The 25,394-nt window shown below is 46.5% G+C and carries 27 protein-coding genes; 15 read left to right on the forward strand and 12 right to left on the reverse strand.

The window, feature by feature from the left end; translation table 11 throughout:
- Nucleotides 1-52 precede the first annotated feature (52 nt).
- Genes RA156_RS05335 through RA156_RS05355 form a run of 5 tightly spaced genes read right to left on the reverse strand, consistent with a single transcriptional unit; the run spans nucleotide 53 to nucleotide 5,314 of the window.
- Nucleotides 53-721, reverse strand: a complete 669-nt coding sequence (locus RA156_RS05335; RefSeq protein ID WP_306643476.1) for a DUF2461 domain-containing protein — start codon at nucleotides 719-721, stop codon at nucleotides 53-55.
- Between the two features lie 51 nt (nucleotides 722-772).
- Nucleotides 773-2,305, reverse strand: coding sequence for a glycosyltransferase family 39 protein (locus RA156_RS05340; protein ID WP_306643478.1), 1,533 nt, complete (start codon nucleotides 2,303-2,305; stop codon nucleotides 773-775).
- A 29-nt stretch (nucleotides 2,306-2,334) separates the two neighbouring features.
- A complete protein-coding gene (gene asnB / locus RA156_RS05345) occupies nucleotides 2,335-4,098 on the reverse strand; it encodes an asparagine synthase (glutamine-hydrolyzing) (protein WP_306643480.1) in 1,764 nt (587 codons plus the stop codon).
- Between the two features lie 2 nt (nucleotides 4,099-4,100).
- Complete coding sequence (gene ribH / locus RA156_RS05350) at nucleotides 4,101-4,619, reverse strand: 6,7-dimethyl-8-ribityllumazine synthase (RefSeq protein WP_306643482.1); 519 nt, start codon at nucleotides 4,617-4,619, stop codon at nucleotides 4,101-4,103.
- A gap of 5 nt (nucleotides 4,620-4,624) precedes the next feature.
- On the reverse strand, nucleotides 4,625-5,314 hold the full coding sequence (locus tag RA156_RS05355) for a tetratricopeptide repeat protein (protein WP_306643484.1): 690 nt from the start codon (nucleotides 5,312-5,314) through the stop codon (nucleotides 4,625-4,627).
- A gap of 206 nt (nucleotides 5,315-5,520) precedes the next feature.
- On the opposite strand from RA156_RS05355, the gene recF reads away from it, so the two are divergent.
- From recF to RA156_RS05380, 5 genes are all read left to right on the forward strand, one after another.
- On the forward strand, nucleotides 5,521-6,654 hold the full coding sequence (gene recF / locus RA156_RS05360) for a DNA replication/repair protein RecF (RefSeq protein WP_306643486.1): 1,134 nt from the start codon (nucleotides 5,521-5,523) through the stop codon (nucleotides 6,652-6,654).
- On the forward strand, nucleotides 6,638-6,931 hold the full coding sequence (locus RA156_RS05365) for a DciA family protein (RefSeq protein ID WP_306643488.1): 294 nt from the start codon (nucleotides 6,638-6,640) through the stop codon (nucleotides 6,929-6,931). The genes recF and RA156_RS05365 overlap by 17 nt, the downstream gene beginning before the upstream one ends.
- A 122-nt stretch (nucleotides 6,932-7,053) precedes the next feature.
- A complete protein-coding gene (locus tag RA156_RS05370) occupies nucleotides 7,054-9,024 on the forward strand; it encodes a T9SS type A sorting domain-containing protein (RefSeq protein ID WP_306643490.1) in 1,971 nt (656 codons plus the stop codon).
- 70 nt (nucleotides 9,025-9,094) lie between these two features.
- Nucleotides 9,095-9,922 carry a glycosyltransferase family 2 protein gene (locus RA156_RS05375; protein ID WP_306643492.1) on the forward strand — a complete coding sequence of 276 codons (828 nt, stop codon included), beginning with the start codon at nucleotides 9,095-9,097 and terminating at the stop codon, nucleotides 9,920-9,922.
- Nucleotides 9,923-10,166: 244 nt separating this feature from the next.
- Complete coding sequence (locus RA156_RS05380; protein WP_306643494.1) at nucleotides 10,167-11,504, forward strand: PhoH family protein; 1,338 nt, start codon at nucleotides 10,167-10,169, stop codon at nucleotides 11,502-11,504.
- Nucleotides 11,505-11,626: 122 nt separating this feature from the next.
- On the opposite strand, the gene rimM is transcribed toward RA156_RS05380, so the two are convergent.
- Entirely contained in the window at nucleotides 11,627-12,148 is a 522-nt protein-coding gene (rimM, locus tag RA156_RS05385; RefSeq protein ID WP_306643496.1) for a ribosome maturation factor RimM, read from the reverse strand.
- Nucleotides 12,149-12,208: 60 nt separating this feature from the next.
- Nucleotides 12,209-12,958, reverse strand: coding sequence for a 30S ribosomal protein S16 (locus RA156_RS05390; protein ID WP_306643498.1), 750 nt, complete (start codon nucleotides 12,956-12,958; stop codon nucleotides 12,209-12,211).
- A gap of 133 nt (nucleotides 12,959-13,091) precedes the next feature.
- On the opposite strand from RA156_RS05390, the gene RA156_RS05395 reads away from it, so the two are divergent.
- Nucleotides 13,092-13,736, forward strand: coding sequence for an HD domain-containing protein (locus RA156_RS05395; RefSeq protein ID WP_306643500.1), 645 nt, complete (start codon nucleotides 13,092-13,094; stop codon nucleotides 13,734-13,736).
- A 3-nt stretch (nucleotides 13,737-13,739) separates the two neighbouring features.
- Here the strand turns inward: RA156_RS05395 and folE are convergent, their stop codons facing one another.
- Nucleotides 13,740-14,411, reverse strand: a complete 672-nt coding sequence (folE, locus tag RA156_RS05400) for a GTP cyclohydrolase I FolE (protein ID WP_306643502.1) — start codon at nucleotides 14,409-14,411, stop codon at nucleotides 13,740-13,742.
- A gap of 346 nt (nucleotides 14,412-14,757) precedes the next feature.
- Between folE and hisG the strand changes: the two genes are divergently transcribed.
- Genes hisG through RA156_RS05445 form a run of 9 tightly spaced genes read left to right on the forward strand, consistent with a single transcriptional unit; the run spans nucleotide 14,758 to nucleotide 22,246 of the window.
- On the forward strand, nucleotides 14,758-15,615 hold the full coding sequence (gene hisG / locus RA156_RS05405) for an ATP phosphoribosyltransferase (protein ID WP_434064835.1): 858 nt from the start codon (nucleotides 14,758-14,760) through the stop codon (nucleotides 15,613-15,615).
- Entirely contained in the window at nucleotides 15,612-16,892 is a 1,281-nt protein-coding gene (gene hisD, locus RA156_RS05410; protein WP_306643506.1) for a histidinol dehydrogenase, read from the forward strand. Before hisG ends, hisD begins: the two co-directional genes overlap by 4 nt.
- Complete coding sequence (gene hisC / locus RA156_RS05415) at nucleotides 16,889-17,935, forward strand: histidinol-phosphate transaminase (RefSeq protein ID WP_306643508.1); 1,047 nt, start codon at nucleotides 16,889-16,891, stop codon at nucleotides 17,933-17,935. Before hisD ends, hisC begins: the two co-directional genes overlap by 4 nt.
- Entirely contained in the window at nucleotides 17,913-18,998 is a 1,086-nt protein-coding gene (gene hisB, locus RA156_RS05420) for a bifunctional histidinol-phosphatase/imidazoleglycerol-phosphate dehydratase HisB (RefSeq protein ID WP_306643510.1), read from the forward strand. The genes hisC and hisB overlap by 23 nt, the downstream gene beginning before the upstream one ends.
- Nucleotides 18,995-19,573: an imidazole glycerol phosphate synthase subunit HisH gene (gene hisH / locus RA156_RS05425; protein ID WP_306643512.1), complete on the forward strand. Its 579-nt coding sequence runs from the start codon at nucleotides 18,995-18,997 to the stop codon at nucleotides 19,571-19,573. The genes hisB and hisH overlap by 4 nt, the downstream gene beginning before the upstream one ends.
- Entirely contained in the window at nucleotides 19,570-20,283 is a 714-nt protein-coding gene (locus tag RA156_RS05430; RefSeq protein WP_306643514.1) for a 1-(5-phosphoribosyl)-5-[(5-phosphoribosylamino)methylideneamino]imidazole-4-carboxamide isomerase, read from the forward strand. The genes hisH and RA156_RS05430 overlap by 4 nt, the downstream gene beginning before the upstream one ends.
- Nucleotides 20,277-21,035 carry an imidazole glycerol phosphate synthase subunit HisF gene (gene hisF, locus RA156_RS05435; RefSeq protein WP_306643516.1) on the forward strand — a complete coding sequence of 253 codons (759 nt, stop codon included), beginning with the start codon at nucleotides 20,277-20,279 and terminating at the stop codon, nucleotides 21,033-21,035. The genes RA156_RS05430 and hisF overlap by 7 nt, the downstream gene beginning before the upstream one ends.
- Nucleotides 20,999-21,613: a bifunctional phosphoribosyl-AMP cyclohydrolase/phosphoribosyl-ATP diphosphatase HisIE gene (gene hisIE, locus RA156_RS05440; protein WP_306643518.1), complete on the forward strand. Its 615-nt coding sequence runs from the start codon at nucleotides 20,999-21,001 to the stop codon at nucleotides 21,611-21,613. The genes hisF and hisIE overlap by 37 nt, the downstream gene beginning before the upstream one ends.
- Before the next feature lie 39 nt (nucleotides 21,614-21,652).
- Nucleotides 21,653-22,246 (forward strand): hypothetical protein, encoded by a 594-nt coding sequence (locus RA156_RS05445; protein ID WP_306643520.1) that lies wholly within the window; start codon nucleotides 21,653-21,655, stop codon nucleotides 22,244-22,246.
- Here the strand turns inward: RA156_RS05445 and RA156_RS05450 are convergent.
- The 4 genes from RA156_RS05450 to RA156_RS05465 all read right to left on the reverse strand — a co-directional run bounded on the left by RA156_RS05450 (nucleotide 22,236) and on the right by RA156_RS05465 (nucleotide 25,351).
- Entirely contained in the window at nucleotides 22,236-23,012 is a 777-nt protein-coding gene (locus tag RA156_RS05450; protein ID WP_306643522.1) for a M90 family metallopeptidase, read from the reverse strand. The two genes, RA156_RS05445 and RA156_RS05450, sit on opposite strands and share 11 nt — an antisense overlap.
- On the reverse strand, nucleotides 23,012-23,704 hold the full coding sequence (gene bamJ, locus RA156_RS05455; RefSeq protein ID WP_306643524.1) for a BamJ family beta-barrel-assembly machinery protein: 693 nt from the start codon (nucleotides 23,702-23,704) through the stop codon (nucleotides 23,012-23,014). The genes RA156_RS05450 and bamJ overlap by 1 nt, the downstream gene beginning before the upstream one ends.
- Nucleotides 23,701-24,420 (reverse strand): peroxide stress protein YaaA, encoded by a 720-nt coding sequence (gene yaaA / locus RA156_RS05460; RefSeq protein WP_306643525.1) that lies wholly within the window; start codon nucleotides 24,418-24,420, stop codon nucleotides 23,701-23,703. The genes bamJ and yaaA overlap by 4 nt, the downstream gene beginning before the upstream one ends.
- Nucleotides 24,421-24,517: 97 nt before the next feature.
- Nucleotides 24,518-25,351, reverse strand: coding sequence for a S1-like domain-containing RNA-binding protein (locus RA156_RS05465; RefSeq protein WP_306643527.1), 834 nt, complete (start codon nucleotides 25,349-25,351; stop codon nucleotides 24,518-24,520).
- Between the last annotated feature and the right edge of the window lie 43 nt (nucleotides 25,352-25,394).

The following is a 25,394-nucleotide window of genomic DNA, read 5'->3' on the forward strand; positions in this document are numbered from 1 at the left end:
TTCTACGACCTGTGATTGGTCGCTTCAAACGGTATTACTACAAGGTAATCGGTTACCTCACCATTCCTTCTATCAGGAATTGTTCCATTTCTCTTGACGCCTTCCAGTGATCAATGACTACGTCTAGGATTTGGTCAGTAAGAATGATGTCTGGTCGATGTTCAGACATGTAGTAGAACTGTTTGTTGGCGATTTCTGGAACCTCTTCAAGCATTGGCTTGAATTCTTTCGGGATGATCTTGTTTTTCTCTCCTCTCACTTCACCGTAGTGTGATTTGAATTCGGCGTTGTCTAGCACCTTGCGCGCTTTCTTTGGATTTCGGGAGATATGGTCTCGTACATCATAGAGCATATCCTTGTCTAGGAAGTAAGCACCACCGCCAATCCATACTTTCTCTGGTCCGAAATCTAGGTACAAGCCCGGGTACGATTTGTCCTTGCGTCCGTACTTCGAGCAGATCGCTGACCTGTTTAGTTTATACGGACTCTTGTCTTTGCTGAATCGAATGTCGCGATTGATGCGGAAGATGGCATCTTTCGGGGCGATCTCGGTTTCATATCCTTCGTCTTTCATGCGATCAACGACCGCTTGAATGAAGTTCTCGAAAGGTTTTTTGACATCAGCTTCGTACCGCTTTTTGTTCTCATGGAACCAATCACGGTTGTTGTTCGCCGCGAGATCTTTGAAGAAATCGATGTAGGCGATAGAAAAGTATGACATAGCTCTTTGGTTACGAGCCGGAAGTTACTGAAAGCACACGGTACTCAGGTGCTAATCTTTACAAATATCTTCGGGGTCGACCGTATAGATTTGCACGTACTCCACGCTGTTGATTGGATTTAACCAGTGCAGCAGTTTATCGAAGTTTCCAGGTTCAATCGTGGTGTCGTATGTCAGCGTTGGATAGCGATCACTGAAGACTGTCAATTGCTTCTGAATCTCTTCCATGGTACCATAGAAGAGAACGTAGTTCGGAACAGGACGTACATCACGCTTTTCACACATGAATTGGCGCTGTTGCTCAAGATCGGTTTCTCCTGGTTGATACCAATAGTTAGCTGTCCAATCACCTTGGTAGTAGAGCGGAGGGAGGGCGCGAGACGCCGCAAATACCTGAAGGAAGTTCTGTTCATCACCTTGCTCATACATGTAATCCATCGATTCCACGCGTGAGCGTTTACCGTAAGTGAACGTCAATACAAGTAGACCTGCGATGTTGATCACCCAGAAGAATGACCACATCCCTTTCAATAGCTTTTGACGCTTCGCCCAGAACGACGAGCGCTCAAGCCAAACATTCCAACCAATCACTCCAAGGATAACTAGGTAAGGAATGAACGGGAAGATGAATCGTTCCTGCTTGTTCGGGAAGTATGAATGGAAGATGAAAAAGGCCACGGCCGGGACAAAAAGCAACAAGTGCTTACGTCCGATATATCCGAATCCAAACAGCAAGAACAAACTCACCGGAGGAATCAAGAATCCAGCAACGGTAAGTAGGTACATGTACCACGGTCCATTCGGGTAATTTCCAGAATTGGCATTGTTGTATTCAATGTACGCGCGCAATTGCGTGAATGGCTCTCCCCAGATGAATACGTCTTGGATTTGTGCTACTGCAAAGAAGAAGAGCGAGCTGAACCCAAGAATGAAAAGGCCTTTCCATTCTTTCTGAAGCAACAAAGCAAGACCCACGCCCAAGCCGAATACTCCACATTGAAAACGGAATCCAGTAGCGATTCCAATTCCGATTCCCGCGATAGCGAAATCAAACCACCGATAATCACCTTGACGCTTAATCAACACCCAGGAAGACCACATCAATGGTGGAATACAGATAAACTCCACTAACTGTCTGACCGAGAAATTAGGCATGAAAGCCAAGGCAGCCAAGAGTAAGCCAACCATAGCCGCACTGCGTTTGTTGCTAATCGTCTCGGCGATTTTAAAGCCGAAGTAAACAATCAACAAGCTGTAGATTGCGTGAAAGAGGCGAATGAAGATCATCATGAATTCCGGATCTTCCATACCTACCGCTTTCAACGCTTTGAAGATTACATACTGCGTTCCGACATAGGCGAAGTTCGCCGGGTGAGGCTGTGGATTTTCGCGCTGGCTTGTAGGGAGCCATCGATCAGCATCTTCACCATCTGCCCAACTAGCCGCTTGTTCAACCACCAAGAAGTGGTCATCGTGCATCAGGTATCCGGGTGAAAAGAAAGTTGCAAGTAAACGAAGTGCAATGGCCACCAGCATCACTAGCTTCAGGGGCTCATTGTTCCACATTGATCTCAGCGTATTCATTGGGTGCAAAGAAAAGCTTATTCCTTCAATTAATTCTTGAGTGCCGCTTCAAGTACCAACACAGCCCAGATCAAGTGCGCATGATCTTGTTTCCCACTGGTATGATCAGCAATGATTTGCTTCAACTCCTTGAGGTCAAAACCAATGGCTGCCAGAGATTCACTGGTTGATGTCCTCTGCATGATAGCTGCAAGTGGGCCATTCAACAATGAGCTCAACGGGACTTCAAATCCCTTTTTAGATCGCTCCAGAATGCTTGCAGGAAGGAGATGACCAAATGTCTTTTTCAAAGCGATTTTGCCTTCTTTTCGAGAGACTTTTTGATCCATCGGTATCGCATTAGCAATGGCTACAACATTTGGATCAAGAAATGGGACACGCACTTCAAGTGAGTGCCGCATACTCATGCGATCTACTTTGACCAACATATCATTTGGTAAGACAATTTGCTGATCAAATCGAAGGAAGTCTGCTTGTGCAGCGAGTTCACTGCGTCTCCCTGCTGTCAGCAAGCGATTAACCTCTTCATCGCTGTTCCATTGCGCCAAGTAGCCGGCTCGTATTTCTGATGGAATAGTGGCTAGCTCTAGCATCTTCTTCACTTGGCGCTTTTTATCCGCAGCTTCGGTTTCCCGTGAACCTGAAGATTTGATGAGGCTGTTCATGGCTTTGGCTAACGCCGAAGGCATTTTGTTCGCCAATAACATCGCGCGATGCTTTCTGTAGCCTCCGAACAACTCGTCGGCGCCGTCTCCTGATAACGCTACTGTAACATGCTTACGGCATTCCTGTGATAAGAAGTACACGGCGAGTGCTGAAGAATCAGCGAATGCGGTGTCTACTTGATTCAAATACGATTTCGAGATATCCCCAAGATCATCGAAGCTCAATTTGAAGGTGTGGTGATTGCTTCCTATGTGCTTGGCTACTTCTTCAGCGAAACTCGTTTCGTCAAGATGCGGTCGATCTTTGAAGCCAATGCTGAAGGTATTAATGTTCGGGTGTTTTTTACTCGCTAGCGCGGAAACGATAGAGGAGTCCAAACCACCAGAAAGGAAACAGCCAACGGGAACGTCAGCAACCAGGCGACGTTCCACAGCCCCATCTAACGCATTGAAAAGGTCAATGTCTGTAGTAACATTATTTGGGTAGGAGTTTGTTGATTGACTGGAAGAGGCGAAGAAACTCCTCGGAGCAAGTTGTTGCGTGTTTTTGGTAATGCTTCCGCGAATAGAATAGGTGTAGCTCAATACGTTCTTTACTTCGTCAAGATTAATCTCCTGGTGGCGATCTAGTAATGCGCGCTCTTCGCTCGCAAAGGCGATTCCATTATCGTCTTTGGTGAAGTAAAGTGGTTTGATACCAAAAGGGTCTCTGGCTAGGAGTAGCTCTTTCTTTTGGGTGTCATAGAATGCAAAGGCGAAGCATCCGTTCAATTTGGAAATGAAGGAAGAGCCTTCGTTGATCAATCCAGCCAATAAAACTTCGGTATCACTTTCTGTAGAAAAGGTGAAGCTAGACTCGAGGTCTTCTCGTAAGGCTTTATAGTTGTAGATCTCACCGTTATAAGCGAGCACATAGCGCTTGTCAGGGGATAGAAAGGGTTGGTTCGATCGTTCGTCGAGATCGATGATTGCGAGTCTTCGATGTCCTACACAAAACCGATCATCTTCGAAAAGACCCGCATGATCTGGTCCGCGGTGTACCAGTGTCTTGTTGAGTTGGGCTATTCGCTCAGAGACTCCCTTGTTTAGGGCAGAAGAAAATGAGAAGTAACCGGTAAAGCCGCACATGACTAGTAGTCAAATCCAGGGCCCCAAGAAGAACGCAAGCTTTTCTGAAGTGCGACCATTTTCAAGCAGGCGACACCTGCTTCTGTCCCTTTATTTCCGTGCTTACCTCCAGAACGATCGATGGCTTGTTGTTTATTGTCATCGGTAAGTACACCAAAAATGACTGGTCGGTTGAACTTAAGGGCAACGTCTTTGACTCCTTGTGATGCCGCTTGGCAAACGAAATCAAAGTGAGCTGTCTCTCCCCGAATCACAGAGCCAATCGTAACCACTCCGTCAAGTCCTTTGTGTTCCAATAGGAATGCAGCAGCTGAAGGTAGCTCGAAGGTGCCAGGTACATCAACTACAATGAGGTTCTCATCTCTGATTCCAGCTTCACGGATAACATCTTCGGCACCTTTAGCTAGGCTAGATGTGATCTCGTGGTTCCACTCAGAAACAACAATCCCGATACGCATGGCAGACGCATCGGGAAGTTGATTTTTATCGTAGTCTGATAGATTCTTTTCGACTGTAGCCATATGGCTTACTTTTTACCGAGGTAAGCAGCGTAACGCTGTGCACGTCCGTGAACCTGCGCCTCTGGGTAGTTGTCTACTACTTTCTTGAAGTTCTTCGCTGCCTTGTCGTTCTGACCAAGCTCCATCTGAGCGATACCCGCTTTGTAAAGCATCATTGGGGCAGTGAATCCTTCGGCGTTTGTTCCGCGAGCCATTGCAGCTGCACGTTCGAATGCTTTTGCACCTTCTTCGTAGTTTCCTAGTTCAACGTGGCAATCTCCGATTCCACCTTGAGCAAGTACACTTACTACGTCATCAGAAAGGCTCACTTTCTCGAAGTGATCGAGCGCTGTTTCGAAATCTCCACGGTCACGAGCGATGATGGCAAGATCGTAGTGTGCACGAGAACCCGCTTTTGTTCCGTCGTGATCGCTAGCGATATCTTCAAGTCCAGCGTAAAGTCCGTCTCCAATCATGGCAAGATCCAAAGAGTCAACTTCGAAGTATTGCTCTGCTTTCCATGAATCAGCATTGGCGTCATTTTCAGCTGGCTTCACCATAAGGTAGAAGTAAGCTGCTCCAATAAGAACTACAGCAACAATTGCTACTAGTACAGTTACCAGGGTCTTGCGGTTGCGATCTACAAAGAGCTCTGTCTTTGTGTACACTTCATTTACATCAACGATTACCTCTTCCTGGTCTTTCTTCTTAGCCATAACGGTCTTTTTAACGAAGGGCAAAAATAGCATTTTAAGGGGAATCTAGAAAACCCATGTGGTGGTTTGATAGCGAACAAGGTGTTGTTAGTTTCCAGAAGCAGTTCGTTTTACTAGTTGGAGCCTTTGTTTTTGTTGGGAAATCGTAACATCATGTCCGACGTATCGAGGTAAATTCTGGCTACTTTTGTTCCAAAGAGAAAACGGTGCGGATCCGATCATTATCACTTGTCAACTTTAAGAACTACGAAGAAGCCACCTTGGATTTTAGTCCAGAGGTGAACTGCCTCGTAGGTGATAATGGTTCTGGTAAAACCACCGTCTTAGATGCTATTTACTACCTGTCGTTCTGTAAGAGTTATTTCAATCCGATTGATTCGCAGAATGTGCGCTACGATCAATCGTTCTTCTTAATTCAATCGCAGGTAGAAAAAGCAGGTGAGGTAGACAAACTCCATTGCGGAGTGAAGTCAGGGCAGAAGAAGCAATTTCGTCGAAACGATAAGGAGTATCAGCGCTTGGCTGATCATATTGGATTGTATCCCGCGGTGATTCTCACACCTAATGATATTGATCTAGTGAAGGAGGGAAGTGAGGTCCGACGTAAGTTCATGGATGGTATCATTTCTCAATACGATAGAAAGTACCTTGATTCCTTACTGGAGTATAACCGTGCCTTACTACAGCGAAACAATCTCTTGCGCTTCTTCGCCGAAAACCGAACCTACGATGAAGAGAGCCTTGAAGTGTGGGATCATGCGTTGGTGAAATACGGGGAGTACATCCACGAACAGCGCACGGCATTTGTAGAGAAGTTTATTTCCTTCTTCAATGAAGTTTACCAGAAGATTTCTGGAGGAGCCGAGGCGGTATCATTGATGTACCAATCGCAGATGATTGATAAAAAACTCGACGACCTTTTACAGGACGCACGAGGAAAGGATCGACAACTACGAAGAACTACCCAAGGAATCCACAAGGATGATTTGAGCTTCCTTATTCAAGATCATCCCATTAAGAAGTTCGGATCACAAGGTCAACAGAAGACCTACTTGATTGCACTTAAGCTCGCCCAATACAGTTTCATTGAAGAAGCCACTGGTGAAAAGCCTGTTCTTTTACTTGATGACATCTTCGATAAGATTGACGACAAGAGAGTAGGGGCACTGATGGAATTAGTGAGCCAAGGAGCTTTCGGTCAGATCTTCATTACAGATACCCATGAAGAGCGTATCCCGAAGATGTTCCGAGAAATCGGTTGTGATTTGAATGTATTTCACGTGAACCAAGGTGCTGTTGATTCAGACGCCAAAACCATGATCCATGGCGAGGAAGAGTAACGAACAGTCGTTGGGCGACGTGATCCAAGATATGCTCAAGGCATATCGCCTCGAAGGTAAAATGCAGGAACTCGATGTTCGAGAGGCCTGGAAGAAAGCCATGGGCGAAGGCGTCGCGTCACACACTAAAGACATCCGACTCAGAGGGAAGACACTCATTATATACATGGACAGTGGAGTCATGAAAGAGGAGTTCTCTTATGGGAAATCACGCATCATTGAGATCATTAATGAAGCCATGGGAAGGGAGATCATCGACAAAGTGGAGATATTCTAAAACCACTCATAACGTCGTAGACGCAACTCACACCAAAAAATCGAATACTTCGTAAATCAATCCTTAACTTCGGGGGTAGAACTGTCATTAGTTTGTAATATTTCTGACAGCTGAACCGCGTGATGAAGAAATCAAGAAGCCTACCAATCGCCGTGCTCGTTCTTGTAGCAGGCGCTCTTATCGTTTCGGGTTACCGAGACAAGAAAGTTGAAACTTTCCACTCGTACGAAGAGATTCGTGCTTTCCAGCAGATGGATGGAGAATTGACTGACCTGGAGAATGAACTATTCACTGGTTCAGGAAAGTGTGCCGGATGTCACGGACACGACATCGCTGAATTAGGAAACATCACGGAAAGTGGATGGGATGTAAACCCGACAGATTACTGGCGTTCTTCCATCATGGCCAACTCGGCGAAAGATCCTTTCTGGAGAGCAAAAGTGACCCACGAAGTAGCCGTAAACCCAGAACATCAATTAGAACTAGAAGACAAGTGTACTTCTTGCCATGCTCCGTTGGGGCATTTCAATGCGCACTTTTTAGGTGCACAACATTACACCTACGCTCAAATGCTCGAGGATACCGTAGCACTTGATGGTGTTTCATGTGCTGCTTGTCACCAGCAGAGTCCTGTTGGTATTGGGAATAGCTTCTCTGGAGAATTAACCTTCGTGCAAGACACGATCTACGGACCATTCGGTGGCGGTAAAGACGAAAACCCAATCGTTGGTCAACCAATGGCTAGCTTCGTTGGGTTTGAACCAGTATTTGGAGAGCACATTACCGAATCAGAAGTATGTGCTGGATGCCACACATTGATTACAGGAACAGCTGACCTTGATGGTAACGCCACAGGTCAAACGTTCGTTGAGCAGGCAACTTACCACGAATGGTTGAACAGTATCTACGCTGAGAACGGAGTGAACAACGCGGAATGTCAAGCTTGTCACATGCCAGAACTCGACGAGGAAGTTATCATTTCAGCGAACTACGCTTGGTTAGAACCACGCGGACCAATCGGACTTCACTACATGGTTGGAGCGAACACCTTCATGGTTGAAATGATGAAGAACAACATCGAATTCCTTGGCTTGAGTGCTACGGAAGCACAGTTCGATACGACCTTGATGAAGACATTCGAAATGCTTCAAGAGGAATCAGTTGAGCTTCTTCTAGAAGAAGGAGTGTACGCCGACGATTCTGTTTCATTCACCGTCACACTCGACAACCTGGTAGGACACAAATTCCCTTCAGGATATCCAGCACGTCGTTCGTACATCGAGTTTATTGTAAGTGATGACATGGGGAACGAGCTCTTCCACTCAGGTGAACTTCAGGCTGATTATGAAGTGTTTGGACAAGACGATACTTTCGAACCACACTACGACTTGATTACAGAGGAGGAGCAGGTTCAGATTTATGAGCAAGTGCTAGGAGATGTCAACGGTGACGTTACCACAGTTCTTGAGCGTGCTGCAACACACTTGAAAGACAACCGTCTCGTACCGAAAGGATTTAGCTTCACACACGAAGTGTACGATACCACAGAAGTAGCTGGGTTTGCCTTGGCAGATCCTAACTTCAACTACATCGGCGGTGAAGAGGGGTCAGGTACTGACGAGGTTACCTATAAAGTAGCACTCGACGGATACGAGGGAGCTTTGGTCGTTTCAGCGAAACTCTGGTATCAGGCAGCCCCACCAAAATGGATGGAAGAGATGTTCTCTTTCTCAACACCAGAAATCGAGACCTTCCAAGCACTTTACGAAGAGCAAGGAGCCGCTCCTGTGTTAGTAGATGAGCAAGAGATTACTCTGACCATCGACAACGTAGAGGAGTTCCTCGCTGATCAAGTGACGATTTACCCAAATCCATCTACAGACGGAATTATTACGGTTGAGCTAGCTTCCGCGTTAGCGACATCAAACCCAACCTACGCAATCTACGCTTCAAACGGACAAGTAGTAGCTCAAGGCCAATTGAATGGAAATCGTTCTGTTCTTGAAATACCTGGAACTGAAGGAAGCTACTTGATCTCGATTGAATCTGGAGAGTACAGACTGACCGAGCGAATTCTTAAATTGCGCCCTTGATCCTCAAGGAAACAACTTGAAAGTAGCCGGTTTTACCTTTATACGTAACGCAGTTAAGTACGACTATCCCGTGGTAGAAGCGATTACGTCTGTTCTACCTATTTGTGATGCGTTTTATGTCGCTGTCGGAAACTCCGATGACGAAACGCGTGCGCTTATTGAAGGCATCGGTGATCCGCGAATCCATATCATTGATACGATCTGGGACGATTCTCTTCGAGAAGGTGGACGAGTACTAGCTGTAGAGACAGACAAGGCACTCAAGGCCATTCCGGATGAATACTACTGGAGATTCTATATCCAAGGAGATGAGGTATTCCACCACGATGGACTAGTCAAGATCAAAAAGGCGATGGAAGCCTATCAAGATGATCCAAAGGTGGAAGGCTTGCTGATGCATTACCGTCACTTCTACGGTTCCTACGATTACATCGGAGATTCAAGAAAATGGTATCGAAAAGAAGTACGTGTGATTCGAAAGGATGCAGAGATCTATTCATTCCGCGATGCTCAAGGATTCCAGAAAAAGGGGAGACCGTTGCGTGTGGCATTAGTAGATGTGTGGATGCATCACTATGGTTGGGTGAAGCACCCAAAATTGCAGCAAGAGAAGCAGCGCAATTTCAATAAGCTCTGGCATACTGACGATTGGGTACAGAAGAACCAGAAGCCAGTAGATGAATTCGACTACGGAAACATTGATTCACTTTCTCGTTTTGAAGGAAGCCATCCAACATCGATGCAAGCCCGTATTGACCAGATGAACTGGTCGTTCAGCTTTGACCCTACCATCAAGAACCTCACTCCAAAGAGAAAATTCCTCCATGCCATTGAAGACGTCACAGGCTGGCGCATCGGGGAATACAAGAACTTTAGAATAGTTCGTCGCTTCGCTTAACTCCCTTCGAGAACAGTGAAAATAGGTGCAGAGAATCAAGTATAGGGCGCTGTTATTAATCCAACGTTAAGTTGCTCAAGCGTTTTTATCCTCCGCTTTTTGGTGAATAACTTCGGGTTGTTACCACTGGATTCTGGTTGTTCATCCTCCTATCTTTAATACAACCAGTGATGCTACTACGAGCTCACACCTAACTCAGGAATCGTCTCGCACCCTTAAGACGCGCTTCCGCAACATCGACTGCATGGCTGAAAAAAAGCCCCGTAAAATCTTCGTGATTGACACCTCAGTCTTACTTCACGACCACAATTCGATCTTAAATTTCGAAGACAACGACGTCGCCATCCCCATCACCGTATTAGAAGAACTCGACAACTTTAAGGTTGGTAATGACACCAAGAACTTTGAAGCACGAGAGTGTATTCGAATCATTGACCGCCTGGCAAACGAGCATACACTTCAGGAGTGGATACCTGTTGGGAATGAATCTGGCGGACGACTCAAGATCATTCTCAACGATCGTGACCGAAAGGGAACCAATGCTGAGGATGTCTTTGATAAAAGATCAAATGACCATAAAATCTTGAACTCTGCGATGCAGATTCAGGATGAAGAAAAGGAAGCCAAAGTCTGCCTCGTTTCAAAAGACATTAACCTCCGTTTAAAGGCCAAAGCACTGAATATGCCGGCTGAGGATTACCGTACAGGTAAGGTGAATGAAACGCGCTACCTGTACTCAGGACGCTCAGTAGTCGAGAATGTAGACAGCGAAGTCATTCGTAAACTGTACAATTCAGGTTCTTCACGGAAGATTACTTCCCTCGGAGATGATCGCAGAAACAATCATTTTTACATTTTAAAGAATTGCACTTCTTCGGCGCTTGGCTTTTTCAATGAGACGAAGAAAACGATCGAACGCGTTGATCGTGTCTACGCTTATGGGATCAAACCGAAGAACGCAGAACAAGCATTCGCGCTTCATGCGATTATGAATCCTGATGTAAGTCTTGTGACCATTTCTGGAGTGGCTGGAACAGGGAAGACCTTACTCGCACTCGCCGGATCGCTCGAACAAAAGAACCGCTTCGATCAAATCATCTTGGCTCGTCCGATTGTGCCTCTGAGCAACAAAGACATCGGTTTCCTTCCAGGAGACGCTGAAGAAAAGGTCAATCCATACATGCAGCCCTTGTGGGATAACCTCAACTACATTAAATCTCAGTTCGGAGAAAATGAAAAGAAGTACCGTGCCATTGAAGAGATGAAGTCACAAGGGCGAATCCAGATCTCACCCTTAGCATACATCCGCGGACGATCACTATCCAATGTGATCTTTATCGTAGACGAGGCGCAAAACCTGACACCTCACGAAGTGAAAACCATTATCACCCGCGCCGGTGAGAATTGTAAGATCATCCTAACCGGTGATGTACGTCAGATTGATACACCTTACCTCGATGAACAATCAAACGGTATGTCTTACGTGATTGACAAACTAAAAGGCAAAGACCTATTCTGTCACATTACCTTGGAGAAAGGGGAACGAAGTGAGCTAGCTAACCTAGCGAATGAGCACTTGTAGGGTAGACGGTGGACGGTAGACGGTGGACGGTGGACGGTGGACGGTGGACGGTTGACGGTGGACGGTAGACGGTAGACGGTAGACGGAACTTCCGCGTTCCGCGATCTGCGCTCCGCAACCCTTCAGAGATAAATGTCGATGAGACCTTCAGGGGTGTTCAGCACAATCTCTTCCTTTTCTCGATTTACTTCCACTAGGAATTGATCGGTCATAGGGAGTAGGATCTCTTTTCCGTCGCGGATCACGATGAAAAGCGGGTTGGTGCTGTGGTCCGTAATCGCATCGATTTTGCCGACTTCTCCAAAGTTTTGGTCTACGATCGTAAAACCAATGACCTCGTGGAAATAGAATTGCTTCCCTTCAAGTTTAGGTAGAAGATCGAGTGGGAGCCAAGCTTGCTTATTGACCAGGGCTTGCGCCGCTTCTTCTGAATCTACGCCTTCGAAGTGGACGACTGCTGAGTTTCCTTTTAGTTCGAATCTGTGGGTGAAGAACGGTACTAATTGTCCATTCATATCAAGAAAGATCCCATCGAGTCCGCGGTAAGCAGATGGGTCGTCTACGTCAAGAAACAGCTTGCACGCGCCTTTGTAGCCGTGCAGCTGAGTGATCTTACCGAGTTGAAAAAAGTTGTCCTTGTTCATAGGAATGAAAAGACCGCCTCGATGGGCGGTCTTTTTAATTTCAATTCAAGATGAAGGAGCTTATTCTTCTTCTTTCTTTTCTTCTTCGCCTTCAGCAGAAGCTTCTTCCGCTGCTGGAGCTTCCTCTGCCGCTTCTGCTGCTGGAGCTTCCTCCGCAGCTTCTGCTGCTGGAGCTTCCTCCGCTGCTTCTGCCGCTGGAGCTTCCTCTGCCGCTTCTGCTGCTGGAGCTTCCTCTGCCGCTTCTGCTGCTGGAGCTTCCTCTGCTGCTTCTGCTGCTGGAGCTTCCTCTGCCGCTTCTGCTGCTGGAGCTTCCTCTGCTGCTGGAGCTTCTTCTGCTACTTCTTCAACGAGTTCAGAGTTCGCTGCTGCGATAGCTTTAGCACGTGTTTCGTTCACCTCACGTTCGCGAGATAGACGATCTGCTTCTTCTTTCGCTGCTGTGCTCTTCAAGGTATCCACCTTCGCTTGAACCTTAGCTTGCTTGTCAGCTAGCCACTGATCGTAACGCTTGTCAGCTTCTTCCTGAGAGAAAGCACCTTTCTTCACACCTTTCTGAAGGTGAGCGCGGTACATAACTCCTTTGTATGAAAGAATCGCACGAGCTGTGTCAGTAGGCTGAGCTCCGCTCTGAAGCCAGTACAAAGCACGTTCGTTTTCAAGAAGGATAGTTGCTGGGTTGGTGTTAGGATTGTAAGAACCGATACGCTCGATGTAACGTCCATCACGCTTTGCACGTGCATCTGCTGCTACAATGTGGTAGAACGGTCTTCCTTTTTTACCGTGACGCTGAAGTCTGATCTTTACAGCCATATTAATTGTTTTATAAGGGTCCGAAACCCCGTTAATTAATGATTATGTTCCCCAAAATGGGAGTGCAAAGATCGTCTTTTTATTTGAAATACAAGGGGGTTAGAAGATTTTCCTTCTTTCTTTCCTTTGCAGCATGAAAGGCGTGATCACAAAAATAGAAGAAATCGTTCGCGAGCGATTCGCAAATGAGTCTACAGGCCATGATTGGTGGCACATTGATCGTGTTCGTAAGAATGCGTTGCGTCTCGCTAGCGCGGAATCGGCAAATCTAGAAGTGACGGAGCTGGCCGCATTGCTGCATGATATAGCCGACCACAAGTTTCATGGAGGTGATTTATCTGTGGGACCAGCCACCGCTAAAGCCCTCCTTGAAGAGCTAGGCTGCGAGCAACATATCATTTCTCGGGTAGTCACGATTGTTTCAGAAGTTTCGTTCAAGGGAGCAGGCGTGGAGACGGCCGTCTCATCCAAGGAAGCTGCATGCGTGCAAGACGCTGATCGATTAGACGCTATTGGGGCCATCGGTGTAGCAAGAGCATTTGCCTACGGAGGAAAAAATGATCGACTTCTTTACCACCCTGATCACAAGCCCACGCTACACTATGATTTCAAATCGTACTACAACGATAAAGGACACACTATCAACCACTTTTACGAGAAGCTGCTGTTACTGAAAGATCGCATGCAAACGGATTCAGGTAAGGCAGAAGCTGAGCGAAGGCATCAGTTCATGCAACAGTTTCTCGAAGAGTTCTACCGAGAGTGGGAAGCTGAGTGAAACTTATCCGATGTAACGTAAAAATTCCTCGCGCACTTTAGGATCCTTGAACGATCCGTGGTAATCAGAGGTCACGGTACTTGAGCTTTCGTCTTGAATACCTCGCGAGCTTACACACAAGTGCTTCGCTTCGATCACTACTGCCACATCTTCAGTGTCTAGTGCTTCCTTCAAGTCTTCGGCAATTTGACGTGTCAAACGCTCTTGTACTTGAGGACGCTTTGCATAGTAATCAACGATACGGTTGATCTTTGAGAGTCCTACAACACGTCCGCTGCTGATGTAAGCTACGTGAGCTACACCAACGATAGGAAGGAAGTGGTGTTCGCAGGTAGAGTTGAGGTTGATGTTCTTCTCAACCAGCATCTCTCCGTATTCATATTTGTTTTCGAAAGTCTTCGGGTTCGGACGATTCGCTGGATTCAATCCTTGGAAAATCTCCTTCACGTACATTTTGGCCACTCTATGCGGAGTCCCGCGCAGACTGTCATCAGTGAGGTCGAGTCCGAGAATATCCATGATGTCACGAAATTTCTCAGTGATCTGTGCCACTTTCTCATCGTCTGAAAGATCAAATGCATCAGCGCGCAATGGTGTGTCTAGCGACGTACCTACGTGCGCTTCGCCGATGTAATCTTCTTCTTGAGGTGTATTTGGAGTGCCTTGAACGGTCATAAATTCAATGTTGTAACATTCATCTAACCTGAACTATACAATTAAAGTTCATTTTTCCATAGCTGAGGCTAAACAACGAATGTTAAAGTAACAAAGTAGCAGGGTTCAGCAACTTTTTTTCGATTCGAGCGAACTTTTTGTTGACTCATGTGTCTTTCCGGGTATACTTTTGCACCTCAAACGCAACAAAATGAATCAAGCGCAACTACATCATCTTCATTTCCATACTTGCCCTCAGGCGAGCAGGAAGTGATATGTAGTCGCACAAAATAATCCTGAACCCGTCTGAGTGAATCAGACGGGTTTTTTGTTGCCGCTTGGATTTGCTCAGACACATTTTTTAGAACTGAGCATGTTAAAACTGGCCATCCAAAAGAAAGGCAGACTGAGCGACAAATCGCTAGCACTCCTCCGAGATTGCGGCATTCGCTTCTCCAACGGCAAGGGAAAGTTGACAGACAAGTCAACCAACTTCCCGATCGAGATCTTGTACCTGAGGGATGATGATATTCCCCGATACGTCGAAAACGGAACGGTGCATTTGGGGATTGTGGGCGAAAACGAAGTGCTCGAACAAGGGCGCAATCTCGTCGTGAAACGCCGACTTGGCTTTGCGAAGTGCAGACTATCGCTCGCCATTCGACGAGAAGAGGAATACACCGCTCCCCAAGACTTGCAAGGGAAGAGCATCGCAACGAGCTACCCGAACATCCTTCAGAACTATCTGAATGAGCAAAACATCGACGCTCAGATAGAGACCATTTCTGGCAGCGTGGAGCTAGCGCCACAAATAGGCTTGGCAGATGTAGTGTTCGATATCGTGAGCACAGGAAGTACCCTTCTGATGAATGGACTGAAGGAGGTAGAGAAAGTCTGTACCAGCGAAGCTCTGCTCATTGCCAATAATGAGCTCCCAGACTCCTTAGGTAGTGACATTGAAGAGCTGCTCTTTCGGATTCAAGCGATCTACCAAGCCCAACGATCGAAGTACGTCTTATTGAATACGCCGAATTCTGCCATTGATGCCATTTCTAGCATTCTCCCAGGTGTGAAAGGACCCACCATCATGCCGCTTGGTGTCGAAGACTGGAGTAGCCTGCACGCCGTCGTTCCTGAAGATCAAGTATGGGACACCATCGGAAAGATTAAAGCGCTCGGTGCTGAAGGGATTCTAGTAGCCAACATCGAAAATATGGTGCAATGAGAGTAGTCTATAATCCGCCAAAAAAACTTTGGAGTCAGCTGGTTGAACGTCCGTTCACCAATGATCGCGATCGAGAGTTGCTCGTCAACCAAATTCTTCAATCTGTCAAGAGTAGAGGGGATGCTGCTTTGTTCGATTACACCGAACAGTTCGATGGTGTGCGACTTAATACCCTTGATTTGCCATTGGAGTTCATTGATTCACGTGAGGTGAGTATCGAACTTCAAAAGGCCATTCGTCTGGCCTCTCAGAACATCCGAACCTTTCACGAAGCGCAACGAAGAGACGCATCGGTAGTTTCAACTTCTCCTGGGATTACTTGCTGGAGAGAGTATCGAGCAATTGAACGCGTTGGAATCTACATTCCAGGAGGTACTGCTCCTTTATTCAGCACGGTGCTAATGCTCGCAATCCCGGCGGCTATTGCTGGTTGCAAGGAGGTTGTCCTATGCACTCCACCAGATCGCAACGGGAATATTGACCCAACAATCGCTTTGGCAGCAAAGTGGTCAGGTGTAACCCAAATCTTCAAAGTGGGAGGAGCCCAGGCTATAGCAGCCATGGGATACGGAACAGCATCTATTCCGAAGGTGGATAAGATCTTTGGTCCAGGAAACAGCTTCGTGACCCTGGCCAAAGAGCAACTCCAAGCAGAAGGAGTGGCAATTGACCTCCCAGCAGGTCCTTCCGAATTATTGGTCATTGCGGATGATCAAGCCAATCCGGCTTTTGTTGCCAGCGATTTGCTTTCTCAAGCTGAACACGGCACGGATAGTCAAGTGATTCTCGCAACAACCTCTGAAGCTACAGCAAAGGCGGTCAACGCAGAAATCGAGAATCAAATTTCCGCGCTAGCGAGAAAAGACATAGCTCAAAAAGCCCTTTCAAACAGCGTAGCGGTAGTCTTTAACTCGATTTCTCAAGTGATTGAATTCTCAAACGCATACGCGCCAGAGCACTTGATCATCAATACAACGGCCCCCATGAAGGTGCTGCCTCTGATCGCTAACGCAGGCTCAATTTTCCTCGGGCCATATGCGGCCGAAAGCGTAGGGGATTACATCTCAGGAACAAATCACACATTGCCTACGAACGGCGCGGCACGCGCATACAGCGGGGTAAGTCTAGAACAGTTTCAAAAGGCCATTACAGTGCAGGAGGTTGACCAGAAAGGGATTCGAGCCGTGGGACCTTCAGTAGAAATCATGGCAAAAGCCGAAGCCCTTGACGGACATGCCAATGCCATCACTGTACGCTTAAAATCGCTGGAGTCATGAATATCGAAAAGCTCATAAGGCCCTCGGTGCTTACCATGAATGCCTACGTCTCAGCTCGTCATGAGATCAAAGGTGATGAACACACTTTTTTGGACGCCAATGAATTTCCTGAAGGTGATTGGAACCGTTACCCAGACCCGTTTCAAACAGAATTGCGTGAGAAGATTGCACGTCAAAAGGGGGTGAATGCTGAGAACGTATTCCTTGGAAATGGGTCTGATGAAGTGTTGGATCTTTTGTTCAGAGTATTCTGTACTCCAGGGCAAGACCGAGCACTGCAGTTTACGCCTACCTACGGAATGTATCGCGTACTGGCGCAGCTGAACGATGTAGAACTGTTGAGCATTCCCTTGACTAAAGATGGTGACCTTCCTTTGGATGAATCACTTGAGAATTACCTGGAAAACTGCCAGTTCAAACTCACCTTTGTTTGTTCGCCAAATAACCCTTTGGGAACCCTAGTGAAGCTGAATGAATTGATTCGATTGCTGGAGTATACGTCTGGGTTGGTGGTGGTTGATGAGGCTTACATTGATTTCGCTAGCGCGGAAAGCGTTATCAACCTCATTGAAGAATTTCCAAATCTAGTGGTGGTTCAAACCATGAGCAAGGCCTGGGCAAGTGCTGGTTTGAGGATCGGAATGGCCTATGCGCAAGCTGAGGTCATTGAATGGTTGAATAAAGTGAAACCGCCATACAACATCAGCGGCCCCAATGCACAACTCGCTATTCAAAAGCTCAATGAAACCAGTCACCAGTCAGCCATCAAAGAGTTAGTCCGGAGAAGGAGAACTCTCCGTTCCGCGCTAGCGAAATTAGCATGCGTAGAATTCATCTACCCCAGCGAAACCAACTTCTTATTGATCAAAAGCGCCCTGGCGTCCGAGATCAAAACGTTCTTAAATGAACGTCAAATTATAATCAGAGATCGCTCTTCAGATGTCAAGAATACCATCCGCATTTCCGTGGGGACAGAGGAAGAATGTGATCGTTTAGTCAAACTCATCCAACAATTTGAAAATGAAGAGAGTACTGTTTATTGATCGTGACGGAACCCTCGTCAAAGAACCTGCCGATGAGCAGGTGGATAACATCAACAAGATTGATTTTTTGCCTGGGGTATTTACTTACCTAGGCAAGATCGCGCGTGAATATGATTACGAGTTGGTGATGGTCACCAATCAAGACGGATTAGGAACATCTTCATTCCCTAGAGCAGACTTTCAACCGGTGCATGATTTAATCGTGCGTAGTCTGGAGAGCGAAGGCATAAAGTTCAACGAAATCTTGATCGATGAGAGCTTTCCTGAAGATGGTCTTGAGACAAGGAAACCTGGACTTGGCTTGTTGCAACCATATATCTACGGTGATTATGACCTTACAAATTCAGTGGTCATAGGAGACCGGTTATCAGATGTACAACTAGCTAAAAATCTAGGCTCAAAGAGCATATTCATCGGTGACAACCGGGATGAAGCAGATTACTGCGTCTCATCATGGAATGAGATTTATCGCATCCTTGGTGATGGTCTGCGCAAGGTGGATTTCAAACGAAACACCTCCGAAACCAACATTTCGTTAAGTGTTGACCTAGATGGTTCAGGAAAGTCTGAGATCAGCACCGGACTCCATTTCTTCGATCACATGCTTGATCAAATTGCACGTCACGGTGGAATTGACCTCCAACTAAAAGTAGACGGAGATCTCGAAGTAGACGAGCACCACACGATTGAAGACGTAGGATTGGCCTTAGGTCAGGCGATTGGCCAAGCATTGGGTAGCAAAAAGTCTATCGGGCGTTATGGTTTTTATCTCCCGATGGATGAGAGTTCAGCAAGAGTCGCACTCGACCTTGGAGGCAGGCCTTACTTCAAATTCGACTGTGATTTCGAACGTGAATACGTGGGAGATATGCCCACAGAAATGGTCGGGCACTTCTTCAAAAGTCTGTCTACTGAGCTAAAGAGTAATCTCCACATCACGGTGAAAGGGGAGAACACTCACCACAAGGTAGAAGCGGCATTCAAAGGCTTTGCGCGCAGTTTACGCATGGCGAAAGAGCAGAACAACTCTGGTGTATTACCATCAACCAAAGGAAGCTTATGATTGGTATTATTGACTACGGTGCGGGTAATGTCCGCTCCATTGAACTAGCCTTCGAGCGCTTGGGGTATTCCACGCTTCGAACGGCGAATAAAGGCCTGTTGGGTGCCTGTGATCACTTGATTTTTCCGGGTGTTGGGCATGCGAAAAGTGCCAAAGAGAATCTGGAGAAATCTGGAGTGCTTCCGTTCTTGAAAGAAGCGACCCAGCCAGTTTTGGGTATTTGCCTAGGTATGCAACTGATGTGTCAATCTACTGAAGAAGGAGAGGTAGAGGGTCTTGGGATATTTGAAACCAAGGTCAAACGTTTTCGTGAGGCGGAACGCATTCCCCACATGGGCTGGAATAGTGTGGCTTTTAACGGTAGCCCGCTATTCAAAGGGATTAAGCCCGAAAGTGATTTCTACTTCGTACACGCTTATTACGCAGAGGAATCTCCTGACACGATTGCCAAGTCGGTTTATCCCAAACCATTTACCGCCGCTTTGGCGAAGTCTAATTTCTATGGAGTGCAGTTCCACCCTGAACGTTCAGGCAAGGCTGGCCAACAGTTAATTCAAAACTTCTTAGCGTTATGAAAATCATTCCTGCGATTGACATTATGAATGGTCAATGCGTTCGACTCACCCAAGGTGATTTTGAACGGAAAACATCCTACTCAGTTTCTCCGGAAGATCGGGCACGAGAACTCTTTCAAGCTGGCTTCAGAGACCTACACGTTGTTGATTTGGATGCAGCAAGAACAGGCGTCTTATCAAACATCGAGTTGCTTCCAGTGATGGCTAGTACTGGCTTAGCTATTGATTTCGGTGGTGGAATCCGAGATGTGGCTAGTGCGAAGCGTGTCTTATCCACTGGGGTGTCAGCCATTACTTTGGGAAGTGTTCTGGTTAAAGACAAAGAGGCCGCAAGGGGATTACTATCTACAATACCTTCTGATCAGTTGATCATTGGTGCAGATGTGCAAGACGGAATGATTGCGGTCAGTGGTTGGACGGAGACATCATCTGTAGATGTGTTTTCTTTTCTATCTGAAGAACGGTTCAGTTCTAGTCGCACCGTCATCTGCACAGATATCAGTCAAGATGGAACATTGGCTGGTGCAAACGTTGATCTCTACAAGGATCTCCAAAAGGCCTTCCCATCAAAGCGATTCATTGCAAGCGGCGGAGTAGGCAGTCTAGAGGATATCGAGGCATTGCGAGCCATTGACTGTTTCGGTGTCATTGTAGGGAAGGCCCTCTTCGAAGGGAAGGTTCAACCGAATCAATTGATGGAGCTATGCTGAAAAGAAGGGTTATTCCTTGCTTAGATATTGATCAAGGTAGGGTAGTCAAAGGAGTCAACTTCAAGGGGATTCGTGAGGTAGGTGATCCTATTGAACTCGCTAAGCGCTATGAGAATGAAGGCGCGGATGAATTGGTCTTTTTGGATATTTCAGCAACGGTTGAACGCAGGAAAACTCGGACGCAGTTGGTTAATCGTGTGGCCAAAGAGTTGAGTATACCCTTCACCGTTGGTGGTGGAATTACCACGGTATACGAAGCCAAGGAAGTCATTGACAATGGCGCTGATAAGGTTGGTGTGAATTCCGCGGCAGTCCGCAATCCGCTCTTGGTGACGCAAATTGCTGAACGCCTTGGAGCGCAATGCGTGGTGTTGAGCCTCGACATTGCAGAGACGACATCTGGCTACCGCCTTGCGGTGAAAGGAGGAAGAGAGCTGACGAATATTGATGCGTTTGAGTTTATCGCTAGCGCGGAATCGCTGGGTGCTGGAGAGTTATTGCTCACCAGTATTGCAAAAGACGGTACCCGCTCAGGATTTGACATCAAACTACTGCGAGAAGCAGGGTTACGAACCAAGCTTCCCATCATTGCTTCGGGTGGGGCAGGAGTCATTGAACACTTTACCGAAGTCTACCAACAAACGGAAGTCACCGCAGCGCTCGCGGCAAGCATTTTCCACAACCAAGAGATCTCGATTAACCAATTGAAAGAATCATGCAAGAGACAAGATATTCCAGTGCGCTCACTGTAGATTGGGCGAAAATGGATGGACTCGTTCCAGCCATCATTCAAGACGCAACTACCAAAGACATCCTGATGCAAGGCTACATGAATGAAGCGGCTTTGGATGAAACTCTAGAAACTGAAAAGGTCACCTTCTTCAGTAGATCAAAGCAACGTCTTTGGACCAAAGGAGAGACCAGCGGAAACTACTTGCGCTTGGTTTCGATCAAATCTGATTGTGATCATGATTCTCTGATCATTCAAGTGAATCCAGTCGGGCCAGTTTGCCATACAGGTAGTGACACCTGTTTTGGAAATCGAACGGCGAAGGGCTTCGTATATCGGCTTCAGGAAATACAAGCGGAACGAGTAGACTCCAATGCAGAAGGTTCATACACCCGCGCTCTATGGGACAAAGGCATGAACAAAGTTGCCCAGAAAGTAGGGGAGGAAGCCGTTGAATTAGTCATTGAGGCGAAAGATGAAAACTTGGATTTGTTTGAGAACGAAGCTGCGGATTTACTCTATCACTATTTGCTCTTACTCAGGAAGAAAGGCTCAAGCCTTGAACGCATAGAAGAGATTCTACTTGAGCGATCGCGTTAAAGGCATTGTTTGGTGTGCGATTGCTCAGTACTTTGCGACGTGCTGTGGCTTAAGCGTCTGATCGTCTATATCATGTACATCTTGTTGATGTTCTATCTGTTCTTCTATGGAACAGGTAACACCTTTGTGATGTACGCGACGATGATCCTTGAGTTGATCATGATTTTTGGGGTGTATGCCTTATTCAAAATCGTTAAATGGCACGGTCTGCATGTGGTTGATGTGATACTAACTGGCTTAATGACAGTAATTTTCATAATCACGTTTTACACGCTGGGTTATGTCCTTTCAGGGTTGTTCCACTCTTATGAGTCCTATGATGCAGAAATAAGGAGATTTGCTCCATTAATCGAATGCAAACAGGAGTTGCTGATGATTGGTGGGTTCTTATTCGTTGCTTACGTGATTGAAACCGTCACGTTCTTTAATCGCGATGATACATTTGAACGTGTAAATCAGATTTTGATGGATCAGAACCTGAAGCTTTACGCAGTATTTGTAGGAGGGTTGATCTTCGCTTTTATCGGATTAGCAACCAGTATCGAAGTATACATTGCGCTGACAATAGCGTTACGTATCCTTTTTGAGTCGAAGGTCTCAGGAAAATGGGTGAAATGGAATCCTAATGTTTAATGAATGCCTCTTCCAGGGCCTTATACAATTCAGGGTGCTTCTTTTTCATGCGTTCAGGGTTCTCGAAGAAGTACTCACTTACCACCGCAAGAAATTCGGTTTGCGAAGTAGCTCCATAAGGGTCGATATCAGAACGCTTTTTTAGGATCTCCCTTGTCTTTTCCTGAACAAGCATCATCCAAGGTGTGACAGCTGGCTGATCGATCAATACATCTGGAATACCATCAATAGCGCCGTCCCAACCATCAATCAAATGGACGAACTCATGAATGGCTGTGTTTTGCCCGTCGCGCGCTGAGCGGAATCCACCACGTAAACTCTGTTTGCTTAGAATCATCGTCCCGTTCATGTACCCGGTGCCTACCATTCCGGCGATATTTCTTCCATGACCTTCCACTTGATGGTCTTTGGAAAAGGCGTTGGGATAGATGAGTACTTCCGTCAGGTTAGGATACTTGCTTACCCCTAAACGAAAAACGGGGATGATCGCTGCTGCAGCGACCATCACCCGATCTTTATCTTCAACTTGAGTCGATACGCCTGTAATCTTGATATCATCAAGAAATTCAAGCATGGAACGCTCAAAGCGTGTTTTCTCTTCCGCCGTTAAGCGAGAGTAAAATGAAATCTCGTCATCGAGTATCTCCCGCCATTCCGCTGGAAATGGTTTGTTGGACATCTTTTGTGCCTTTTTCTTTCGAGCAGAAAAGATGAATTGCCAGCCGATAAAGCCCAGCACCAATACTGCGATGACAACACCGACCATCAGTCAGTTGGGATAACGTCAAGCAGCTCAACAGTGAACACCAACGTGCTGTACGCAGGGATACGTCCACCAGGTCCTGGACGGCTTCCGTACCCAAGGTTGTATGGGATGTAGAATTCAGTCTTTCCACCCACTTTCATGGTCTGCAGACCTTCTGTCCAACCCTTGATAACACCGTTCAAGAAGAACGATGCAGGAGATCCTTTTTTATAGCTGCTATCGAAGATGCTTCCATCAATAAGACGCCCTTCGTAGTTCACCGTAACTTTGTCATTGGCATCTGGTGAAGCTCCTGTTCCTTCAGTAACTACTTTGTACTGCAGTCCACTTGGGGTTTCGATAACCCCTTCGTTTAGCTTGTTCGCTTCGAGGTAAGCCAATCCTTCAGCTTTCTTTTTCTCTTCAACAGCAGCTTTTGCAGCGATCATTTCTTGACGAATGAAGTTCTCAGATGCAGCGAGATCCATCAAAACGGTGCTGTCTGATTGGTCCTGCATTCCTTGCATGAATACTGCAGGGTCAATGTCGTCAAGTCCTTGCTCTTGAAGGTTTTGAGAAATACTCACCCCAAGTGCATAGCTTAACGAGTCTTTTTTCGTGTCGAGTGAAGAGCGACGTTCAACAACTCCTTCGTTTGATTTACATCCTGCAATCAAGGCGATAGCTAGGATAGGAAGAATGATCTTTTTCATGAGTTAACAACTTGGTCACGAGTGAAAACGAGTTCGTTTCCGCTTGAAAGCCTTGGATTAAAAGTATATCCCATCCCGTCGAAGGCTTTCAACTCTTCAGGATCGGTCAAATGGTTGCGCACGATAAAACGAGTCATCGCTCCACGTGCGTGTTTTGCATAAGTCATGAGTGATTTGTATTCACTTCCTTTCAAATCGCGGAAATGGCATGTTATCACTTCACGGTTCAATTTCTTTTGGTCTACTGCCTTGAAGTATTCATTGCTCGCAAGATTGATCAACGGACCTTGATCTTCGTGATTGTTGAGCCATTCTGTGACTGTATCACTCCAGTAAGCGTAGAGGTTCTTGATCTTCGCAGAAATCTCCCAACGTGTTCCCATTTCAAGGCGGTAAGGTTGGATGAGGTCTAGTGGACGAAGGATCCCATACAATCCGCTCAGTATGCACATGTGCTGTTGTGCAAATTCGAATTCCGTTTCGGTCATGGTTTGCGCATTCAAACCACGATAAACTTCTCCTGTAAAGGCAAGCATTGCCTGACGAGAATTTCCAGCGTGGAAGGGGAGACTCCATTCCTGGAAGCGGGCCTTATTCAAGGCTGTGATTTCTGAATTGGCGTTGTACATGGTCTGTAAACGCTTCGCTGAAATGCGTTTCAGCTTATTAACTAGGAATGCTGACTCGTCCTGAAAGAGCGGTTGACTTGCGCTCATGGTAGGCAGGTCAGATTCAAAATCTAGTGTCTTTGCTGGGGAAAGAATAACAAGCATGTCAGTATCTGATTTTTTGGCTGAGGATAAAATTACGAACTCACTTCGCTCGATTCAATTTGATTCCCCTTGGAGTGATGGTGATCTTCTCTTCTTTATACAATTTCCCAACGGCTTGCTTGAAAGTTGTCTTGCTCATACGAAGACGAAGGTTGATTTCCTCCGCCGGAGTGTTGTCCGTAAGTCTGATATAGCCTCTGTGTACTTCGAGCATGTCCATAATCTTCTTGGCAGCTTCTTCAACTTTCTCTCTTCCACTACCATACATGGTAATGCGGAAGTTTCGGCCTTCGTTTTCACGGATGTACCCTACATAGGTGTCTCCACGTCGACATCCAGGGAGCATGTCACTGTCATGAAGAAAGGCAATGTACTTCTGGTCAATCATGACTTTTCGTCCATTGTCTACTTTCTCAATGATGAAGAACTTTACTTTTTCACCCTGCTCATATGGTGGATCATCTTGAGCTAATCGGTAGATCTTACTGCTTCCGAGAAGGCGTTCTTCCATCTCATCATAGATCATGGTCAGGTAGTAGCGATTTCCTGAACGCATCGGTTCAAGTTGCTGGTCTTCGAAGATTGGGAGATCGTCTTCCAATCCGACGTTAGCGAAACCAATTCCATTGGCCACTTCTCCCACGCGTAGGAAGGCGATATCACCCACTTTCACAGCAGGCATTTCTCGCGTGCATTTCCATTCACGTTGACGGTCGGTGTAGATGAATACTTCGACGATATCTCCAGGCTTTTCGCCAGCGTTGATTTCGCGAAGCGGAAGCTCAATCGCACGGCCGAAAGCATCCACATAGGCCATGTTACGCTCGATACGAGCGATTGGCAGATTGTATACTGATCCAGGGGTAACAAACATAAGTGCGCAAAGGTACCGAATTCCAATGTGCGCTTAACAACTG

The organism is Sanyastnella coralliicola (assembly GCF_030845195.1).
Classification (GTDB): domain Bacteria; phylum Bacteroidota; class Bacteroidia; order Flavobacteriales_D; family Sanyastnellaceae; genus Sanyastnella; species Sanyastnella coralliicola.

Bases quoted from the DNA above. Each gene is read 5' to 3' on its own strand.
- RA156_RS05335 (WP_306643476.1), bottom strand. From the start codon at position 721: ATGTCATACTTTTCTATCGCCTACATCGATTTCTTCAAAGATCTCGCG.
- RA156_RS05340 (WP_306643478.1), bottom strand. From the start codon at position 2,305: ATGAATACGCTGAGATCAATGTGGAACAATGAGCCCCTGAAGCTAGTG.
- asnB (WP_306643480.1), bottom strand. From the start codon at position 4,098: ATGTGCGGCTTTACCGGTTACTTCTCATTTTCTTCTGCCCTAAACAAG.
- ribH (WP_306643482.1), bottom strand. From the start codon at position 4,619: ATGGCTACAGTCGAAAAGAATCTATCAGACTACGATAAAAATCAACTT.
- RA156_RS05355 (WP_306643484.1), bottom strand. From the start codon at position 5,314: ATGGCTAAGAAGAAAGACCAGGAAGAGGTAATCGTTGATGTAAATGAA.
- RA156_RS05365 (WP_306643488.1), top strand. From the start codon at position 6,638: ATGGCGAGGAAGAGTAACGAACAGTCGTTGGGCGACGTGATCCAAGAT.
- RA156_RS05370 (WP_306643490.1), top strand. From the start codon at position 7,054: ATGAAGAAATCAAGAAGCCTACCAATCGCCGTGCTCGTTCTTGTAGCA.
- RA156_RS05380 (WP_306643494.1), top strand. From the start codon at position 10,167: ATGGCTGAAAAAAAGCCCCGTAAAATCTTCGTGATTGACACCTCAGTC.
- rimM (WP_306643496.1), bottom strand. From the start codon at position 12,148: ATGAACAAGGACAACTTTTTTCAACTCGGTAAGATCACTCAGCTGCAC.
- RA156_RS05390 (WP_306643498.1), bottom strand. From the start codon at position 12,958: ATGGCTGTAAAGATCAGACTTCAGCGTCACGGTAAAAAAGGAAGACCG.
- RA156_RS05395 (WP_306643500.1), top strand. From the start codon at position 13,092: ATGAAAGGCGTGATCACAAAAATAGAAGAAATCGTTCGCGAGCGATTC.
- folE (WP_306643502.1), bottom strand. From the start codon at position 14,411: ATGACCGTTCAAGGCACTCCAAATACACCTCAAGAAGAAGATTACATC.
- hisD (WP_306643506.1), top strand. From the start codon at position 15,612: ATGAGAGTAGTCTATAATCCGCCAAAAAAACTTTGGAGTCAGCTGGTT.
- hisC (WP_306643508.1), top strand. From the start codon at position 16,889: ATGAATATCGAAAAGCTCATAAGGCCCTCGGTGCTTACCATGAATGCC.
- hisB (WP_306643510.1), top strand. From the start codon at position 17,913: ATGAAGAGAGTACTGTTTATTGATCGTGACGGAACCCTCGTCAAAGAA.
- hisH (WP_306643512.1), top strand. From the start codon at position 18,995: ATGATTGGTATTATTGACTACGGTGCGGGTAATGTCCGCTCCATTGAA.
- RA156_RS05430 (WP_306643514.1), top strand. From the start codon at position 19,570: ATGAAAATCATTCCTGCGATTGACATTATGAATGGTCAATGCGTTCGA.
- hisF (WP_306643516.1), top strand. From the start codon at position 20,277: ATGCTGAAAAGAAGGGTTATTCCTTGCTTAGATATTGATCAAGGTAGG.
- hisIE (WP_306643518.1), top strand. From the start codon at position 20,999: ATGCAAGAGACAAGATATTCCAGTGCGCTCACTGTAGATTGGGCGAAA.
- RA156_RS05450 (WP_306643522.1), bottom strand. From the start codon at position 23,012: ATGGTCGGTGTTGTCATCGCAGTATTGGTGCTGGGCTTTATCGGCTGG.
- bamJ (WP_306643524.1), bottom strand. From the start codon at position 23,704: ATGAAAAAGATCATTCTTCCTATCCTAGCTATCGCCTTGATTGCAGGA.
- yaaA (WP_306643525.1), bottom strand. From the start codon at position 24,420: ATGAGCGCAAGTCAACCGCTCTTTCAGGACGAGTCAGCATTCCTAGTT.
- RA156_RS05465 (WP_306643527.1), bottom strand. From the start codon at position 25,351: ATGTTTGTTACCCCTGGATCAGTATACAATCTGCCAATCGCTCGTATC.